The 17,652-nt window shown below is 45.3% G+C and carries 18 protein-coding genes; 11 read left to right on the top strand and 7 right to left on the bottom strand.

Annotation, left to right across the window (positions count from 1 at the left end; translation table 11 throughout):
* Positions 1 to 118 precede the first annotated feature (118 nt).
* A complete protein-coding gene (gene mngB / locus OH459_RS06525) occupies positions 119 to 2,758 on the top strand; it encodes a mannosylglycerate hydrolase (RefSeq protein ID WP_269986099.1) in 2,640 nt (879 codons plus the stop codon).
* A gap of 115 nt (positions 2,759 to 2,873) precedes the next feature.
* Positions 2,874 to 4,067: a mannose-6-phosphate isomerase, class I gene (gene manA / locus OH459_RS06520; RefSeq protein ID WP_269986097.1), complete on the top strand. Its 1,194-nt coding sequence runs from the start codon at positions 2,874 to 2,876 to the stop codon at positions 4,065 to 4,067.
* A gap of 246 nt (positions 4,068 to 4,313) precedes the next feature.
* On the opposite strand, the gene OH459_RS06515 is transcribed toward manA, so the two are convergent.
* Positions 4,314 to 6,086, bottom strand: a complete 1,773-nt coding sequence (locus OH459_RS06515) for an SgrR family transcriptional regulator (protein ID WP_038899181.1) — start codon at positions 6,084 to 6,086, stop codon at positions 4,314 to 4,316.
* Positions 6,087 to 6,313: 227 nt separating this feature from the next.
* Here OH459_RS06515 and OH459_RS06510 point away from each other — a divergent pair, with 227 nt between their 5' ends.
* Together OH459_RS06510 and OH459_RS06505 are read left to right on the top strand one after the other, a co-directional pair.
* Entirely contained in the window at positions 6,314 to 6,454 is a 141-nt protein-coding gene (locus OH459_RS06510; RefSeq protein ID WP_009696400.1) for a hypothetical protein, read from the top strand.
* A 237-nt stretch (positions 6,455 to 6,691) separates the two neighbouring features.
* A complete protein-coding gene (locus OH459_RS06505) occupies positions 6,692 to 7,231 on the top strand; it encodes a redoxin domain-containing protein (protein WP_009696401.1) in 540 nt (179 codons plus the stop codon).
* A gap of 105 nt (positions 7,232 to 7,336) precedes the next feature.
* On the opposite strand, the gene OH459_RS06500 is transcribed toward OH459_RS06505, so the two are convergent.
* The gene (locus OH459_RS06500) at positions 7,337 to 7,705 is read right to left on the bottom strand and encodes a winged helix-turn-helix transcriptional regulator (protein ID WP_017190783.1); all 369 of its coding nucleotides are present in this window, start codon (positions 7,703 to 7,705) and stop codon (positions 7,337 to 7,339) included.
* Between the two features lie 154 nt (positions 7,706 to 7,859).
* Positions 7,860 to 8,444: an NAD(P)H-dependent oxidoreductase gene (locus OH459_RS06495; protein ID WP_269986096.1), complete on the bottom strand. Its 585-nt coding sequence runs from the start codon at positions 8,442 to 8,444 to the stop codon at positions 7,860 to 7,862.
* A gap of 269 nt (positions 8,445 to 8,713) precedes the next feature.
* Between OH459_RS06495 and OH459_RS06490 the strand changes: the two genes are divergently transcribed.
* From OH459_RS06490 to OH459_RS06480, 3 genes are all read left to right on the top strand, one after another.
* Positions 8,714 to 9,055 (top strand): ArsR/SmtB family transcription factor, encoded by a 342-nt coding sequence (locus OH459_RS06490; protein WP_005452482.1) that lies wholly within the window; start codon positions 8,714 to 8,716, stop codon positions 9,053 to 9,055.
* Between the two features lie 85 nt (positions 9,056 to 9,140).
* Complete coding sequence (gene arsB / locus OH459_RS06485; protein WP_005425129.1) at positions 9,141 to 10,196, top strand: ACR3 family arsenite efflux transporter; 1,056 nt, start codon at positions 9,141 to 9,143, stop codon at positions 10,194 to 10,196.
* Positions 10,197 to 10,347: 151 nt separating this feature from the next.
* On the top strand, positions 10,348 to 10,560 hold the full coding sequence (locus OH459_RS06480; protein WP_005452486.1) for a hypothetical protein: 213 nt from the start codon (positions 10,348 to 10,350) through the stop codon (positions 10,558 to 10,560).
* A 20-nt stretch (positions 10,561 to 10,580) separates the two neighbouring features.
* On the opposite strand, the gene OH459_RS06475 is transcribed toward OH459_RS06480, so the two are convergent.
* A complete protein-coding gene (locus tag OH459_RS06475; protein WP_017190784.1) occupies positions 10,581 to 11,363 on the bottom strand; it encodes a helix-turn-helix transcriptional regulator in 783 nt (260 codons plus the stop codon).
* A 31-nt stretch (positions 11,364 to 11,394) separates the two neighbouring features.
* Entirely contained in the window at positions 11,395 to 11,928 is a 534-nt protein-coding gene (locus OH459_RS06470) for a YbhB/YbcL family Raf kinase inhibitor-like protein (protein ID WP_005452491.1), read from the bottom strand.
* A 192-nt stretch (positions 11,929 to 12,120) separates the two neighbouring features.
* On the opposite strand from OH459_RS06470, the gene OH459_RS06465 reads away from it, so the two are divergent.
* The 3 genes from OH459_RS06465 to OH459_RS06455 all read left to right on the top strand — a co-directional run bounded on the left by OH459_RS06465 (position 12,121) and on the right by OH459_RS06455 (position 15,682).
* Positions 12,121 to 12,912 carry a PhzF family phenazine biosynthesis protein gene (locus OH459_RS06465; protein ID WP_029788593.1) on the top strand — a complete coding sequence of 264 codons (792 nt, stop codon included), beginning with the start codon at positions 12,121 to 12,123 and terminating at the stop codon, positions 12,910 to 12,912.
* A gap of 197 nt (positions 12,913 to 13,109) precedes the next feature.
* On the top strand, positions 13,110 to 13,727 hold the full coding sequence (locus OH459_RS06460; RefSeq protein ID WP_005452493.1) for an NAD(P)H-dependent oxidoreductase: 618 nt from the start codon (positions 13,110 to 13,112) through the stop codon (positions 13,725 to 13,727).
* The gene (locus OH459_RS06455) at positions 13,724 to 15,682 is read left to right on the top strand and encodes a monovalent cation:proton antiporter-2 (CPA2) family protein (protein WP_005452494.1); all 1,959 of its coding nucleotides are present in this window, start codon (positions 13,724 to 13,726) and stop codon (positions 15,680 to 15,682) included. The genes OH459_RS06460 and OH459_RS06455 overlap by 4 nt, the downstream gene beginning before the upstream one ends.
* A 51-nt stretch (positions 15,683 to 15,733) precedes the next feature.
* On the opposite strand, the gene OH459_RS06450 is transcribed toward OH459_RS06455, so the two are convergent.
* Entirely contained in the window at positions 15,734 to 16,027 is a 294-nt protein-coding gene (locus OH459_RS06450) for a hypothetical protein (protein WP_269986091.1), read from the bottom strand.
* A gap of 152 nt (positions 16,028 to 16,179) precedes the next feature.
* Positions 16,180 to 17,046, bottom strand: coding sequence for a LysR family transcriptional regulator (locus OH459_RS06445; RefSeq protein WP_005452497.1), 867 nt, complete (start codon positions 17,044 to 17,046; stop codon positions 16,180 to 16,182).
* Positions 17,047 to 17,163: 117 nt separating this feature from the next.
* Between OH459_RS06445 and OH459_RS06440 the strand changes: the two genes are divergently transcribed.
* Complete coding sequence (locus tag OH459_RS06440; RefSeq protein WP_009696409.1) at positions 17,164 to 17,535, top strand: YybH family protein; 372 nt, start codon at positions 17,164 to 17,166, stop codon at positions 17,533 to 17,535.
* Positions 17,536 to 17,652 lie beyond the last annotated feature (117 nt).

Raw genomic sequence — 17,652 nt, 5'->3', positions numbered from 1 at the left:
GCGTGGGATTTCTGCGCCCTAAATATTCGTCGGCAAACATAAACGCCGCAAAAACGAATAGAAAACAATCAAATTTAAAACAAATTAACGGCAATTATTGCCTAAGACGGTAAAAGTTATGACTACATCTCGCGTTCATATTACTCCTCACATGCACTGGGATCGTGAATGGTACTTCACTACAGAAGAGTCTCGCATTCTGCTAGTGAACAACATGGAAGAAATCATGACTCGTCTGGAAAACGATCCAGACTACAAATACTACGTTCTAGACGGTCAAACCGCAGTTCTGGAAGATTACTTCGCAATCAAGCCAGAAAATAAAGAGCGCGTACGTGAGCTAGTACAAGCAGGCAAGCTGATTGTTGGTCCTTGGTACTCTCAAACAGATACGATGCAAGTATCTGGCGAATCTATCGTACGTAACATGCTTTACGGATTGCGCGACTGTCTAGCGCTAGGCGAGCCAATGAAGATTGGTTACCTACCAGATTCATTCTCTATGAGCGCTCAGCTGCCAGCTATCTACAACGGTTTTGGCATCAATCGCGCGATGTTCTGGCGTGGTTGTTCAGAGCGTCACGGCACAGATAAAACCGAATTCTTGTGGCAATCAAACGATGGCAGCGAAGTCTCTGCGCAAGTACTGCCACTGGGCTACGCGATTGGTAAATACCTACCGCAAGACGAAGAAGGTCTGCGCGCACGTCTAGATAAATACTTCCCAGTGCTAGAAAAGCCGTCGGTAACCAAAGACATCCTGCTACCAAACGGTCATGACCAAATGCCTATCCAAAAAGACATCTTCGAGGTGATGGATAAGCTACGTGAAATCTACCCAGACAAAGAATTCAAAATGAGCCGCTTTGAAGAAGTGTTCGAGCGTATTGAGGCCGAGCGCGATCAGCTTGATACCATCAAAGGCGAGTTCAACGACGGTAAATACATGCGTGTTCACCGTACTATTTCTTCAACGCGTATGGACATCAAACTGATCCACGCAGAAGTAGAAAACAAGATCGTAAACATTCTTGAGCCACTAGCGTCTATCGCATGGACACTAGGTTTCGAATACCACCACGGTCTAATCGAGAAGATGTGGAAAGAGAGCATGAAGAACCACGCTCACGACTCGATTGGCTGCTGCTGTTCAGACAAAGTACACGCAGAGATCTTGAACCGTTACATCCTTGCTGACGACATGGCGACCAACCTGATCAACTTCTACAAACGTAAGATTGTTGACCACATGCCTGCACGCGAAGGTTGCGACAAGCTAGCACTATTCAACCTATCGCCATACGCTCGTGAAGAAGTGGTAAACACCACCATCACTATCCGTGCAGAACAGTTCAACCTGTTTGATGAAAACGGCACGCCAGTTGAATACTTCATCCAAGATCAACGCGTAATCGACCCAGGTAAGATTGACCGTCAAATCGTTCACTACGGTAACTACGACCCGTTCATCGAATACGACATTCAAATCAAGCACACTGTGCCAGCGATGGGCTTCACTACCCTACACATTCAAGCGAATGAGAAAGGCACGCAAAAAGTGGCTGAGCAGAAAGAGTTCCTTCTTGAGAACGAATTCTACCGCATCAACGTAAACGCAAACGGCACTCTGAACATCTTCGACAAAGAGACAGAGCACCTTTACGAACAAGCGCTGCGCATTGAAGACGGCTCTGACGATGGTGATGAATACGACTACTCACCTTCTCGTAAAGAGTGGCTACTGTACTCTGACGAATTCGATGCAGAAGTGAATGTGAAGCACGAAGGCTTCCAATCTGTGGCAACCATCAAGCTGCGCATGAACTTGCCTGAGAACCTACAACAACGTGAAGAGCGCACAGGTCAAAACGGTTACCTAAACGTGAACTGCCAAGTGGTTCTAAAACAAGGTACACGCCGTATTGAAGTTCGCATGGAGCTGGACAACCAAGCTGACGACCACCGAGTTCGCGTATTAGTACCAACACCGTTTGTGTCTGAAACCGTGGTAGCGGACAACCAGTTCGGTTTGATCACTCGTCCAACGAACGATCCAGAAATGGCGAACTGGGAAGCAGACGGCTGGAAAGAAGCACCAGTGCCGGTTTACCAGCTAATGAACTTTGCCGCGGTTGAGAACGCACAAGGTGGTATGGCGCTGATGAGCAACGGTCTGCGTGAGTTTGAAGTAATTTCAAGCCAAGGCAATGAAGCGCGTGACACATTCGCCCTAACCCTTCTGCGTGGTATCGGCGTATTGGGTAAAGAAGAGTTGTTGCTTCGTCCGGGTCGTCCATCTGGTATCAAGATCCCGACGCCAGATTCACAAGTACGCGGCAAGATCGTTTGTGAGTTCGCACTGTTTGGTTTCGCGGGCAACCACATCGAAGCAAACGTAATGGCGGCGGCGCGTGACAACGTGACTCCAATCCAGTGCTACAACAAGATTCCTTACAACGCGATGAAGCTGAACGTAGGCGAGCAAAACCTACCGCTAACGCACAGCTTGCTAAACAAATCGCTTGAAGGCGCGGTACTGAGCGTACTGAAGAAGGCGGAAGACGAGGATGCACTCATCCTGCGCGTCTACAACCCATCAGAGAGCGAAGTGATTAAGGACACAGTGACGTTTGCTTCAGAAGTAACGTCATGGAAAGAAACACAGCTAGACGAGAAAGTGCTACCAAATGAGGTAGACGCAGCATCGTTCGGCACGCTGAAACCGTGTCAGGTTAAGTCTTTCCAAGTGAAGTTCTAATCCGGTTATCAGGATAAGGTCATCAACTAGATAACCCGTCCAACGCAGTTCAGGCTTGCTCTCATCGTGGGGCAAGCCTCTCCTCTTCTTTCGTTCCAATCAAGAGAATATCGCCATGCAACACGCTCTATTCAAACTGGACAATGTGATTCAAAACTACGCTTGGGGCAGCCACACCTCGATTCATGATTTATTCGGCATCGACAATCCAGCGAACGAGCCACAAGCAGAAATCTGGATGGGAGCTCATCCAAACGGCTGTTCAAAGCTTGCTGACACCAAACAACTGCTGTCAGAAGTCATCAACCAAAACAAAACGCAATCGCTGGGTGATTACACCGCAGCACGTTTTGGTGAACTGCCGTTCCTATTCAAAGTACTGGCAGCTGAAACACCGCTGTCTATTCAAGTACACCCTAGTAAGCACAAAGCAGAAATGGGCTTTGCTCGTGAAAACGAACAAGGCATTCCACTTAATGCTGCAAACCGTAACTACAAAGATCCAAACCATAAACCGGAGTTGGTTTATGCGCTGACATTTTACAAAGCGATGAACGGCTTCCGCCCAATTGAGCAGATCTTATCTCTGTTTGAACAAGCGAACATCACTGCTCTAGAGACTGAAATCAACGCACTGAAAGCCACACCAAACAGTGAAGGCCTTAAAGTGTTCTTCTCAGCAATTATGTCGTTAGAGAGCGAGCGCAAACAACAGGCTTTGAATGAGCTTTACGCGAGCCTAGAGCGCCCTGCGAAAACCGCCATGGCACGAGAAGCCTATGGCTATATTCAAGACTTCCGTCAGCATTACGCGGACGATATTGGTCTGTTTTCGCCATTGATGTTGAACACGATTGAACTGGCTCCGGGCGAAGCGATGTTCCTCCATGCAGAAACACCACACGCCTACGTTCAAGGGACAGGTTTGGAGATCATGGCGAACTCAGACAACGTGCTGCGCGCTGGCTTAACACCGAAGTACATCGACGTTCCTGAGCTTATCGACAACACCATCTTCAACGCGATTGACCCAGAACAAATCAAGCTCGCGCCCGTACATAAACAAGGCAAGCTTAGTTACCCAATTCCGGTGGATGATTTCGGTTTTGAAGTGATGGCAGTTGAAGACACTGCAACGACTCAATTCGTGCGTAGCGCAGAGATTTTATTTTGTATTGAAGGGGAAATCTCGGTTTCTAGCCAAGACGATCACATCACTTTGAAAGCGGGTGAATCGGTATTCGTCTGCAGCAACTCAGTGAAATACGTTTGCCAAGGTCAGGGCACCTTAGCTCGCGCCTTTAACTGATTGGCGAAATGAACTGACAGCTTATTGGATAGCAGCTTTCTGTTATCCAGTAAGCACGCTCCTAACCTAGGTTTGCGCTGATTTTGTCAGTGGTCAGCAATAACCACCTTGTCACGCTCCACTTCGATGACGCTTTTCGAAGACGAGCAGACCGTTACCGTTAATATTCATGGTCCACTCCATCACCAAGACTTTTGACCATACCCACCAGTGTCGAGCGAAGCACATTGGTGGGATTTTTTTACTTTAATCTGCCGACCACACCGAGCGAATATCCGGCCAGCCCCAGTTGGTTAGGGCAACGTCTTCTAGAACACCTTGAAAGCGTAAAGTTTGCGTATGATGGAACATAGGCGCTATCCAATACTCACTGACCAGTGTTGAGGCGATCGGCTCTAACGCTTTGAGATAATCTTCTAACGCCGTATAGCCACGTACATTCTCTAGTTGCTCATTCAACCATTCGGCATTCTCTTCTCCCAAGGTGTGATGTAATACGACGTTGCTGAAAAAGTTAGTAAACGCCGAAGCGTGGCGATTGTCATCCAAGTTGATATTGGTGATCACTAACGTCTCATCAAGGGTACCATTTCGAGCTTTTTCACTTAACTCTCGGTAGGTGTACATGACGATATCAACCTTACTTCCCGTTCCCTCTAAACGACTCGCGATTGCACGCGCGCATCGACGCAATGCCGTATAGTTATAGCCGGCAATGGTGATGTTTTTTGGTAGTTTGCTCTCTTCACCAAACGGACGTAATACAGGCTTCCAGTTCGGTAGCAAGTTGTAAGCAGGCACGCTTCCAAACACAATATTTTCTTTGCGCATGACCTCCGTAAGTCGCTCCGGTTGGATTAACTCGGCAATATAGCGACGTTGACTCTGAGAAAGCGGATGCCTAGCATGCTGATTAAACAGAGCGAACAAACATCCATCCTCTGTGCGACTATGTTGGCTTGCAGGTGCAGACTCTGCATCTTGGGTCGACATATAATGCCCACACATGCTCTCAGAAAGCTCATCTCTGACTTTTTCCACCTGCTTTTGAGGGGGATTTGCGGCTAAGGATGGGTTTTCCATCTTCTCGTCATTGACGATCCAGATCGTCACCATGTCGGTCAGTACTCGACATGCGTAATAACCATCGAACGCCTGCAGCTTTAACCGATGAGCACTGTGCTCAATCACAGAGAACGGACCACTACCAACGACCAAGTTGTTGTTGGCAACGTTGACTTGGCTAACTGGTTGAATGCCATATTTCACACCAGAGATTAGCCCTGCAAACCCCAAGTCTGGCTTACTAAGGGTAAAGACCACTTTTAGAGGATTTGGCGCAGTAATGTTTGCCACATGGGCAAGTTCTTTTTCATACAGTTCGAGTGAACTGAGTTTGGCAAAAAGACTAACGACTGTATCGGCATTTATCGGTGTGCCATTGTGGAATGTTAGCCCCGGACGAAGATAAAACGTCCACTCATAGCTTTTCTCATCATATCGCCAATGGTGTGCCAGCTCTGGCTTCACCACACCGTAGTAGTCACTCGATACCAAGCAGCAATAAATTTGGCGCAAGAAAAAGCGTTCACTGCTGCGGTGCAATTGGTGCGGGACAATACGTTCAAACATGCGTTTATAAGTGAGCTGAATATTGAGTCGACCTTCTTGAACGGATGCACCTGATGTGGTCTTGAGTAGTCGACCAAATGCCGCCTCGTCTTCATCAAGGATCGCTAGCGCTTTTTCATATTTCCCTCGTTTGATCCGCTCCAGTGCGAGACCTTCCTTTAGTGCGCTCAGCTCAATATTTAACAGAAGCGTCGAACGTTGATTTCGCCCTGCTTTTGGTTGCCAACTCAACCATTCTTGCTCCTGCATTTGAGACAGCAAGCTGCGTGCATGGCGAGGAGAAGTAAACAGCAAGTCAGCAACTTCCTGCAATGTGGTTTTGACTTCACCACCAATGCCAAGTGGAGTAAGCCGTTGGTAATAACGAAACAAGTTGAGATCAGACACCGAGCGCCCTCAATAAGTGGGTATAAGTTTATTTTACTCAACTTCATCCGTAGAAAATAAGAAAACTTCCCATCACTTTGTTCCTCTTTTTGCTCCCCTGATAATAAAAATTGGTGATTTAGCGCACTTCCCGCACCTAATTAGGAATAAACACCAGAAATCTACTCTCTTTTTCAGCTCCTCTTTTCTTTGCATACTGAATCCATCAGCAACAAGGAGGAAATGTCATGCGATGTAGAAGCACAACTCAATCGACTGAAACGTTGCCTACCATGGCAGCTTATTTCCAAAAGCGCGTAGCGCAATCAGAAAACAAACTTGAAGTTTTAGCTCTGACTTACATGATCGAATTGTTTAATTGGTCATAACGGAAAGAACAACACCAAGCAGAACTTAGCTCCTGATACCACACCCCCACTTCGTTGTATCTTTAAGTTCTGCTTTTTCTTTTCCCATCTTTTATTCTTGCCATTTCCGACTAGGTTACTAAAAGTTAACTAGTTGAAATGCTTCGAAACAGGGTCTACATTGAAGCTTAAATCTCCAACCCAATAGCTGCTATTGAGAAAGGAGGTTCATGGATAATGACCGATTCAGGAGTCAATATGGCAACTTCAGTAAAACTTAAAGCGGGCGACAATTTCCCTTCTCTTCAAGCAACTTTGCTAGATGGTTCAAGCGTGACATTAGGTCAGCCGCAAGGTGATGCGACTTGGCAAGCTGTATTCGTTTATCGTGGTAAGCACTGTCCTCTGTGTACCAAATACCTCAACGAGTTAGAGGGATACAAACAAGCTTTCTCGGAAGCGGGTGTTGATATTCTTGCAGTTTCAGGCGATTCAAAAGAGCAGCTAGAAGGACACCTAGAGAAACTCGAAATCAGCTTCCCTATTGCTTACGGACTCACCGAAGAGCAAATGAAAACGTTGGGTCTGTACATTTCCATACCGCGTTCAGAACAAGAGACCGACCACAATTTCGCAGAACCCGGTTTGTTTGTGGTGAATGAACATGGCAACTTGCATGTCGTCGATATCTCAAACAACCCGTTTGTTCGACCAGAACTTGGGGCGTTATCACGTGGTTTAGCTTGGATCCGTAATCCAGATAATAACTACCCTATCCGAGGTACGTTAGATTACTAAACACCTCTCGCTAGACAACAATCAGACATAAAAAATGCCAGCAATACGCTGGTATTTTTATTGGCTTAAACGGTGAATTCGTAGTGCTAAACCACTATTCGGCTATTACTTTCGTAACTCAATTTGGTGTGTTTCAGACCAAATTCGCAAATCATCAAGGATCTTAAGTGCCGTACGCCCAAATTCGGTCAGCTCGTAACTGACTGCTATTGGGCGGTCACTGATAACTTGGCGTACTACCATGCCTTCGGCTTCCAACTCTTTTAAACGTTGGTCAATCATCTTCTTACTGGCGCCGCCAAGCATTCGTGCTAAATCATTGAAACGAACTGGACCATCTTTCAAGTGATAAATCAGAGAACCTTTCCATTTGCCACCAATTAAGCGCATCCCTTTTTCAATAGCACACGGCTCTGAGCACACATTCGCCACAGACTTGCGACCTTTGTTATCCACACTGATTCTACTTTCCACGATTCACCTCAAGATACGCACCTAATCTAGGTAACGAAAAGTACGTTAGTTACATTTCGTGCTTTAGAGTAATAAAAACATTCCCTCGCCGCAAACAAATAAAAATGGACCGCATACAGCAGTCCACCTTAATTCATCGATTACTCTAGGATAATTAGAAGTTTTCGTTTATATGCGCTTCGAAACGAGCAAAATCATTTTCAATGTCGCCATTCTTCATTACGTCATAGCAAGCAAAAGTCGGTAGTGCACCCATATCAAAGAAGCGGAAGTTAGCGTGCATATGAAGCATTAAATCGTCCACACTTTTACCTTGGAATAAGTATTCGTTCTCATCATCAAACGATTCTTTTGGTGCATTGAATGTCAGTGACAGCATGTATTTGCTGTTTGTTTGAGTACCACCCGTACCGTAGTTTTTCTTTGGGTCCTCTGCACTGCGTCCATCGAAAGCACATAGCGCGCCCCCCATGCCAGCAGTAAACACGTCATCCATGTATTTTTTGAATGACCAAGGCACAGACATCCAGTTTATTGGGCTTTGGATGATCACTCGATCAGCCCATTCAAAGTGCGCGAGTTGCTCCTCTACGTTGATTTCATCTTGCATTGTCACAACGCGAACCTCATGGTCTTTTGCTTGTAGAAGCGTCTGTGCTTTGTCGACAAGAGAAGCGTTTAGACGACCTTCAGAGTATGGAGATGGCTCGTGTGCATTGATGATCAGTACATTGCTCATGGGATTACCTTTAAATAAGTTCACAAGATGACGCGATAACCGTGGTGCGCCTCATGTGGTTTATTATGGTAACCTAGAGCCACAATGCAATTAGTTAACTTTTAGTAACCTACTAAGATTTTTCATATAACTCTGTTTTTGAAGGAAATATTTCTTAAACTTTTTCTTTATCGTGATTTCCCGATTAAATTTCCATTGAATTGTTGCATCTTACATAGAGCAGGCGTACACTTTATCGTAATTCGACGATTAACTATTAAGGCTTGTCAATGAGTGATAAATGCAACACAACTTGCGGCGTAGCTTTTGAGACCACACAGCAGCAACTTGAGAAGGAACAAGCGTTAGCGGCTCAAGCTAAGGCGCTGTCACATCCCGCTCGTTTGCGCATCCTTCATATTCTGCATACGCTTGATACCATGGGCGGTTGCCTAAACAGTGATTTGGTCTCTGAGCTTGGTCTTGCACAATCTACCGTTTCAGAGCATTTACGCATTCTTAAGCAGGCTGGCTTTATCAGTGCAGAGCCAAACCCTCCTAAGGTTTGCTACCGCATTCAGCGCGACGCGTTTGATCAATTCAATCTAGATTTTTCCAAACTATTTAACTAATTGTCTTTGTGTGCTGGTACGGCGCACAAAGATAAACTATACCTTTAACTATCGCCTTTCGACGATGAACGAATAAGAGAACACTATGACTACTCAAGTTTTAAATAGTGCCAGCGACAAAATGAGCTTCTTGGACCGTTATCTAACGGTTTGGATTTTTGTGGCAATGGCAATCGGTGTAGGTATTGGCGCTGCATTCCCTCAAGTTGCAGAATGGAACGAGTCAATGTCTGTTGGCAGTACAAACGTACCGTTAGCGATTGGTTTGATTTTGATGATGTACCCACCACTCGCAAAAGTGAACTACAACCTACTAGGCACGGTGACTAAAGACAAAAAAGCCATAACGCTGTCCTTGGTCATGAACTGGATTGTCGGCCCTATTTTGATGTTCATCCTTGCATTGACTTTCCTAGGTGATCATCCGGGGTACATGGTCGGCATTATTCTTATCGGTCTTGCTCGCTGTATCGCGATGGTATTGGTGTGGAACGACATTGGCGGCGGTAACAAAGAATACGGTGCAGCGTTGGTTGCGTTGAACAGTGCATTCCAAATCGTGACTTACAGTGTGATGGCATGGCTATTCATTACTGTCTTGCCACCTGTCTTTGGTTACGAAGGTTTCGTGGTTGATATCTCAATGATGGACATCGCTGAAAGCGTGCTAATTTACCTTGGTATTCCATTTTTAGCAGGCTTCCTAAGCCGTAAATGGCTGGTCGCAGCAAAAGGTGAACAATGGTACAACGAGGTATTTATTCCGCGCATTTCACCAATTACTTTGATTGCCCTTCTGGCGACGATCGTGCTGATGTTCAGCTTGAAAGGCGAAATGATTCTAGAACTGCCAATGGACGTATTCCGAGTGGCCATTCCGCTCGCAATCTACTTCGTATTGATGTTCTTCGTGAGTTTCTTCGTTGGTAAGAAAATGGGTATCGATTACGACAAGAACGCATCAATTGCCTTCACCGCAACGGGTAACAACTTCGAACTTGCTATTGCAGTTTCCATTGCAGTATTCGGTCTGAACTCAGATCAAGCGTTTGCAGGTGTAATTGGTCCGCTTATCGAGGTACCCGTATTGATTGCTCTGGTGAACGTTGCGCTTAAAATGAAGCAGAAATACTATAAATAACAACTCGTAATCATCGCTCAAAAACGCCTTTCATAAATGTGAAAGGCGTTTTTTGTTTGTGTTAATAGGCATAACGCGCTCAACAAATTCTAATATGCTAACTTGAGGGTTAAACAATGTTCTAAATTGAAGATTCAAAAGGAGTTTGGGTATGAATTTAGAATATAAAAAACTGAAGTGGCATGCTGTTCTCAAGCTTTCCCAAGAAACGATTAAATACTTGAATGAAGAAAACAGCAGCAAGCTGAATGACACCGATAAAGTCAGGGCGAACGTTCACGCAGCACAGTTACTTCAGCAACTCTTAACAGAACTCGCTACAACCGATTTAACCCCGCTCCCACCGCAACAAGGGTTCAAGTGACCTGAATGTTGTCGTCGGATTTAGTTCACAACAACCGTTTTGATGTAATCGCTTGGAGTAAGTCCAAACTTCCCTTTGAAGCGTTGGCTAAAGCGTCCTTCGGATTGGTAACCACACAATTGTGCCAACATGGCAACGTTGTAGTGACCGTTTTGCATTAAATACAGAGCATGATTTAAGCGTACTTCCGCGAGAACTTCTCGGTATTGCGTTCCCTCTTGCTTGAGCTTTCTGATCATGGTTGCTCGGCTCATTGCAAAGCGCTCAGCGACCCCTTCTAGTGAGTGCTCTTCACCAGGTGAATGTGATAAGTAACGGCTTAATTTTTGACTGAACGTGGTATTGGCGCTGGCAAACAAGTGGTGCAAAACACCTCGTTCCGCTAGTTGTTGATACAACCCCATCACCCAGAAGGTCTGGGTTTCTTGACTCATCGACTGCTGGTCAAATGAAAACAGGGCGTTTAACGTATCTTCCAATGCTTTATCCGCCAACAGTGTCGGTTGTTCGCCTTCTCCACCAATGCTCATACTAAGTTCAAGCATGGTCTCTGTTGGCAAACAGTGGAAACTGAACATTCGCGAAAGGAACTTTCCTTTCTGTGGCAAGTTCTCAAAGCTCAGCGATGCAGAGGCTTCACACAACAGTAATTCAGAATGAGAGAGATCCAGTGCCGACTCTTTCCAAAATAAACGCTTACTGCCCGTGATGATCTGCACAATACTTGGGGAATGAATCCTCACATTACGCAGTTTTTGTAACTGCTCTGCACGAAACAACGTGACTTGATATTGGTGGCTCATCGATTCCCCTCGCCCTAATTTCTGCAGCACTTTAGCGGGTGTAAGTCGCCGTCAGCTTAGCTTTGTCTAACGCCATGCTATTCAGTGTGAAACCAACCACAGCTGCTGGTGTATTTTCATCTAAATTCAGTTTATCTGTTGGCAGTGCCCAAACCGTAAATTGGTAGCGGTGCATGCCGTCAGCTTCTGGAGGACATGCGCCACCGAAACCAACCGTTCCATAATCGATGCGAGATTCTTTACCACCCAATTTAGCAATATTAACATCACGAGGTAACTCACTGACCGACGCCGGGATATTGAATGCAATCCAATGCCAAAAGCCACTACCTGTTGGCGCATCTGGGTCGTACGCCGTGATAGCAAAGCTCTTTGTACCAGCCGGTGCATCTTTCCACATCAATTGTGGTGAATGGTTTCCACCATCACATCCCCAACTGTTGTATTCAAAAGTCTTCGCCATTGGGTGACCTTCTTGAATATCTTTACTCGACAGCTCAAACGCTTGAGCCGAACCAATGGTAAGTAAACTGAGTGCCAATACAGATTTAGTCATTGCTTTCATGATAATGTTCCTATTTCTTAAGTTCGGAATTAGTGTATTCCCGAATAGAGATAGCAACCTTTCAATAAGTATCACACTAAATCAGTTTAAGCTATTTTTTGACACTTTAAGTTAAATCATCACTTAAATGCTTCTCGACACCGAGGACAGACTGATCTGGTTAGCTCATTGCCAATGAACAAGGAAGAACAGATGGAATTAGATATTTATATCGTCGACGCATTTACTGACACTCAGTTTAAAGGTAACTCTGCTGCAGTCGTCCCATTAAAAGAATGGTTAACCCCAGACCTCATGCAGAGCATTGCTACTGAAAATAACCTTTCTGAAACTGCTTTTCTCAAATCTGTCGGTGAAAACCAATATGAGATTCGCTGGTTCTCGCCAATGACAGAAATCGATTTCTGCGGTCACGCCACTCTCGCCGCTTCACTGGTGTTGTTTGAGAAATTAGGCGTACAGGAAAAAATCGAGTTTCATACGTTAGAAGTGGGAACACTCAGCGTAGAAAAAAACGCATTGGGTAAGATCGAAATGACCTTCCCTTTACGAATCCCTCAACCTATTTCCGATATTCCACAAGCACTGATTGAAGGCTTAAGCTGCAAAGTAGAGCGCGTGTTATTGAGCCCACAAGCGTACTTTGTAGTGCTCGAAAACCAAGACGAAATACTCGAGGTTCAATATCAATCCGAACAGCTTAAAACACTTGCTCCTTATGATGTTGTCGTCACAGCAAAAGGAGAAGAGCATGATTTCGTTTCACGTTACTTTTGGCCAGCTAACGGCGGTGATGAAGATCCAGTAACTGGATCAATTCATGCCGGCTTGGCACCTTTGTGGGCAGAAGAACTAGGAAAAACCTCTCTCGTGGCGTATCAAGCGTCTACACGCGGAGGCATTCTTCATTGTGAGGTTAAAGCAGAGCAGGTAAAAGTCTCGGGCGATGGTGTGCTTTACATGCAGGGAAAAATCTTCGTGTAATCGCGCTACTGCATATAGAAAAAGTATCACTTTCGCGAATTAAGATTATCTTCATTTCGTTGAAAGTGATTTTAAACTTTTCGATGTTCTATCCCTAAAGTAGATAGGATAAGGTTTATGAGTTACAGTTTGTTACAGCAATTAAAAGTCTTTCATTCTTATAGCAAAAATAGTTTAGACGCTTAGCAAGGATCCTCATGATAAATAAAAAAGTCCTCATTCTCTTTGCGCATCCTTCCCAGCATCGCTCTGAAGTGAATGCTCCTCTTTTTAAAGCAGCTAATACCGTTGAAGGCGTGACCTGTGTCGATCTCTACGCAGAATACCCGCACTTCAATATCAACATTGACCGCGAACAGCAGCGATTGCGTGACCACGATGTGGTGATCTTTCAATTCCCATTGTACTGGTACTCCACACCAGCCATTTTAAAAGAGTGGCAAGATCTCGTGTTGGAATATGGCTTTGCTTATGGCTCTGAAGGCACAGAGCTTCATGGCAAAACCCTACTTTGCGTGTTATCTGCTGGCGGTAAAGAGGAAGCGTACAAAGCTGAAGGTTATAACCATTTCACCATTCGAGAGCTGCTTGCTCCAATCGAGCAAATGTCAGCACTCACGGGGATGAATTACATCGCACCACTCGCGCTATTTGGTTCTCGTACTGCACAAGAAGAAAACCGAATCGATCAGCATGTTGAACGCTACAAAACACTGCTCAATGCGTTAGTTAGCGACACGCTAGACATTGAAGCCGCCGCTTCGCTTATCAAGCTTAACAGCGCACTACCACAACTAATTAAGGAAGCGTCATGACAGGGATATTCTTACAAGCCTTTGTTTACCTTATTGCCGCCGTCATAGCCGTTCCTTTAGCAAAACGTTTAGGCTTAGGCTCGGTGCTTGGGTATCTCATCGCCGGTGTGGTTATTGGTCCAATCATTGGTTTAGTTGGTGAAGAAACAACGACAATTCAACACTTTGCTGAATTTGGCGTAGTGATGATGCTGTTCCTCGTTGGTTTGGAGCTTGAACCCAAAATGCTCTGGGCGATGCGTAATCGCTTAATGGGCTTAGGTGGACTCCAAGTTGGTGGTACAGCAGCACTGATCATGGCGATTGCGCTTTACTTTGGTCAGCCATGGACGATTGCATTAGCGATCGGTCTGATTTTTGCGCTTTCATCCACGGCGATTGTTTTGCAAACCTTTAGCGAAAAAGGGTTAACTAAAACCGAAGGGGGTCAAAACGCATTCTCGGTACTGCTTTTCCAAGATATTGCCGTTATTCCAATGTTGGCGTTCATTCCACTATTGGCACTCCCTGAACTTGTGGAGCAGGCACAGTCTGCAGCGCAATCTGCGGCGGAGCATCACGAAGAGCTCAGCTTAGTTGCTGGACTTCCTGGCTGGGCGTACGGCATGGTCATTACGGCTTCCATCGCTATCGTAGTCGTTGGTGGGCATTTCTTAAGTCGTCCACTATTCCGCTACGTAGCAAGCTCGGGATTACGTGAAATCTTTACTGCTACAGCATTGATGCTAGTGATCGGTATCGCTGCGTTAATGAGCTTAGTCGGTCTCTCCCCTGCTCTAGGTACTTTCCTAGCAGGCGTAGTATTAGCGAACAGTGAATTCCGCCACGAGTTAGAATCAAACATTGAGCCATTCAAAGGACTCTTGCTTGGTCTGTTTTTCATTACCGTCGGTGCTGGCATCGACTTCTCTGTGCTGTTCAGCGACTTTGGTTTGATCATCGGCTTAACGCTTGGCGTAATGGTCCTGAAAGCGGCGATTCTCTTTATCCTTGCTTTTATCTTCCGTATCAAAGGCAGCAACCGTTGGTTGTTTACCTTGAGCTTGGCGCAAGCGGGTGAATTTGGCTTCGTATTGCTGAGCTTCTCAGTTCAAAACCACGTCATTCCGTTCGAACTTTCGCAAACACTGGCGTTAGTCGTTGCGATCTCTATGTTCCTAACGCCCGGCTTATTTATCTTATTCGACAAGGTTATCCTTCCTCGCTTCGAGAGTGAATCGAATGAGCGTGAAAGTGACACCATTGAAGAACAAGGCACAGTCATCATTGCGGGCATCGGTCGTTTTGGTCAGATCATCAATCGCTTGTTGGTTTCTAACGGCGTTCAAACGGTCGTATTAGACCACCAAGCAAGCCAAGTAGATAACATGCGCCAAATCGGCACACGCGCTTACTTTGGTGATGCTATGCGCCCAGATATGTTGCACACAGCAGGCATTGAGCACGCAGCAGCACTTGTGGTTGCCATAGATAACCAAGAAGCGAGTGTTGAATTGGTCAAATACGTTAAGCACACCTATCCGAAAGTGAAAGTGATCGCGCGCGCTTTCGACCGTGGTCACGGTTATCTGCTTCGACAGGCGGGTGCTGACATCATTGAATCCGAAACATACCACTCCGCTTTAGAAATGGGCGGTCATGTGATGAAGTCTTTAGGGATTCATCCGTTCTTCGTTGAGCAACAAAAAGCGACTTACAAACGAGTAGAAGATCGTAAGTCCGACATGCTTTATGAAGCGTGGGCAGATGATTCGGAAGGCGAACGTTACGACAATAACTTCCGTCAGCTATTTATTCATCTAGAAGAAAAAATGGCAGAGGAAATGCAGAAGGATCGTCACGATAAGCTTTCGCGTTCCGAACGTGGTTGGACTCCACCACCAAAAGGGTACGCGGACGACTTCAACGAAGAAAATGTTCAAGAACTTCACCTTCCGAAAGAAGACGCTCAATAAACGCGAAAACCTCCCACTGGGAGGTTTTTTATTGCCCCAAAAACAACCGCGTTACATAAGATCACTCATTAAGATCTCGTACTCTTCATGCGCTTCATCCACTAAATGGGAAAGCTCTAACGCATCGGTCTTAGCAAGATTAAACTGCCATGGGACCGTATCTTCTTTACCACAAATACGAGTTTGAGCACCGCTGCTTTCAAAAGAAAGATCATCAAACTCGGTGGTATGGTGCTCTTGAAGTTCGACAATTTCGACTTCCAATTTGCCGACGGGATTGACTTCAACATGGGCGTGTAAATCTGGGCTATTCGATAAACAATACTCTCGATGAACTGCAATCATGGCTGCCTCCTTGGTCTGCCAACTGACAACTCATCAAACAGTGTAGACGAGGGATTTTGAACGTGGGGTGAAATAATGATGAAGATTGATCCCGAATAAAAATGCAGCGGATTAATGCTCGTTACATTCTCAATTTTGATGGAGTCAAACTCTTAGCTTCTGCATGTAATCACTTGCTCAATACGTTCTTCAATTGCTTGAATCGCTAATGTCACAGACATCGGCACATGAGCATGATAAGGATGTAATACGTAAATTGGATTCACTTTTGAGGCTTGTGCATTAGGTACTGGTTCAAGGAGTGGATTCGAGTCCAGAATAAAATCAGGAACAACCCCAAAGCCCAATCCCATCTCTAAAAGACTCACCACATCAAACACGCTGTTCGCTCGATGCTTCACTGGGTATTGAACTTGGTGGTCTTGTTTCTCCAAAAAGAACGTATGAACAATGGGTTCGACCTGCCAATGTTGAGCGATATAAGAAGCATCTTCAATGTCAGATTGCTCCCCTCTCGCGCGGCACAATACGTCACAAAACTGCCCAACTTTCCGCTGTTTAATGTTTGAATCACCAGACGCTCCAACTCGGATTGCAAGGTCAATATTCTGCTGAATGATATCGACATGTTTATCATCACTGATCAAATTTAAATGCACATCGGGGTAATCGGCAAAAGCAGCCGTTAAGGCAGGTAATACGATCGAGCGCATTAATGCGTTGGGAGCCGTCACGGTGATCACTCCCACTGGGGTTTGCTTCAACTCTGCTGCTTCTAGCCATGCCTCTTCAGCTTGCTTCGTCATTTGCGCGCACTGCTGATAAAAGCGCTCACCAGAGGGTGTCAACGTTTGCTTTCTGGTCGTGCGTTTAAGTAAACACGTATCCAACTCCCCCTCAAGTTGTTTAAGTGCAGAGCTCAGTACAGATTTAGAAAGTTCTAACTTCTCTGCGGCTTTGGAGATCGAGCCACACTCTACAATGTGAACGAATAGAGACATCAAACGCAGCTTATTCATCACTTTTCCTCATTGTTCTATTTAGCAGAACATTCTGTTCTTATTCGTTTGTTTTTCTGATTCAATTCTACCTCTATGATTGCCACATAAACAAACACCAAACACAGGAATTTCAGGATGACTCAATCAGTTTTAGAACGCGCTCAAGCAGGCATTTCAGCATGGCAAATCGCTTTTAATAATCAGGACGCTGCAGGATGCGCAGCACAATACGCCGAAGATGCAATCATGGTTGCCAAACCTTTTGGTACATTTGAAGGTCGTGAAGCAATTCAAGCATTCTGGCAAAACATCATGGACCAAGGTTTTAACAGCGTGGACTACACCAACACGAAATGGGAACAAGATAGCGAACAAGGTTACATTCTGACGTCCGATTGGACGATGAACAAAGCGTTTGGTGTGGTGCATAAAGAACTATGGGAGATCCAAGCTGACGGTCTTTCTCGTCTGACCTATGACGAGTTCGAAGTACTTGGCGAACGATAAAAGTTATTGATAGTTATCGCAAATATTTATTCAGTTACATTGACAATAAAATAACCAATCAATATCATTTCAGCCGGAAAAATGTGAACGAACATCACAATAATTATAATTATCCGT

The organism is Vibrio sp. MM46 (assembly GCF_027587135.1).
GTDB classification, from domain to species: Bacteria; Pseudomonadota; Gammaproteobacteria; order Enterobacterales; family Vibrionaceae; genus Vibrio; species Vibrio harveyi.
Note: the sequence above shows the minus strand (reverse complement) of the source record. Positions and strands in the feature narration are given on the sequence as shown.

Bases quoted from the DNA above. Each gene is read 5' to 3' on its own strand.
- OH459_RS06445 (WP_005452497.1), bottom strand. From the start codon at position 17,046: ATGAATAAGCTGCGTTTGATGTCTCTATTCGTTCACATTGTAGAGTGT.
- OH459_RS06505 (WP_009696401.1), top strand. From the start codon at position 6,692: ATGGCAACTTCAGTAAAACTTAAAGCGGGCGACAATTTCCCTTCTCTT.
- OH459_RS06475 (WP_017190784.1), bottom strand. From the start codon at position 11,363: ATGAGCCACCAATATCAAGTCACGTTGTTTCGTGCAGAGCAGTTACAA.
- OH459_RS06490 (WP_005452482.1), top strand. From the start codon at position 8,714: ATGAGTGATAAATGCAACACAACTTGCGGCGTAGCTTTTGAGACCACA.
- OH459_RS06450 (WP_269986091.1), bottom strand. From the start codon at position 16,027: ATGATTGCAGTTCATCGAGAGTATTGTTTATCGAATAGCCCAGATTTA.
- OH459_RS06455 (WP_005452494.1), top strand. From the start codon at position 13,724: ATGACAGGGATATTCTTACAAGCCTTTGTTTACCTTATTGCCGCCGTC.
- OH459_RS06460 (WP_005452493.1), top strand. From the start codon at position 13,110: ATGATAAATAAAAAAGTCCTCATTCTCTTTGCGCATCCTTCCCAGCAT.
- manA (WP_269986097.1), top strand. From the start codon at position 2,874: ATGCAACACGCTCTATTCAAACTGGACAATGTGATTCAAAACTACGCT.
- OH459_RS06510 (WP_009696400.1), top strand. From the start codon at position 6,314: ATGCGATGTAGAAGCACAACTCAATCGACTGAAACGTTGCCTACCATG.
- arsB (WP_005425129.1), top strand. From the start codon at position 9,141: ATGACTACTCAAGTTTTAAATAGTGCCAGCGACAAAATGAGCTTCTTG.
- OH459_RS06470 (WP_005452491.1), bottom strand. From the start codon at position 11,928: ATGAAAGCAATGACTAAATCTGTATTGGCACTCAGTTTACTTACCATT.
- OH459_RS06480 (WP_005452486.1), top strand. From the start codon at position 10,348: ATGAATTTAGAATATAAAAAACTGAAGTGGCATGCTGTTCTCAAGCTT.
- mngB (WP_269986099.1), top strand. From the start codon at position 119: ATGACTACATCTCGCGTTCATATTACTCCTCACATGCACTGGGATCGT.
- OH459_RS06440 (WP_009696409.1), top strand. From the start codon at position 17,164: ATGACTCAATCAGTTTTAGAACGCGCTCAAGCAGGCATTTCAGCATGG.
- OH459_RS06465 (WP_029788593.1), top strand. From the start codon at position 12,121: ATGGAATTAGATATTTATATCGTCGACGCATTTACTGACACTCAGTTT.
- OH459_RS06495 (WP_269986096.1), bottom strand. From the start codon at position 8,444: ATGAGCAATGTACTGATCATCAATGCACACGAGCCATCTCCATACTCT.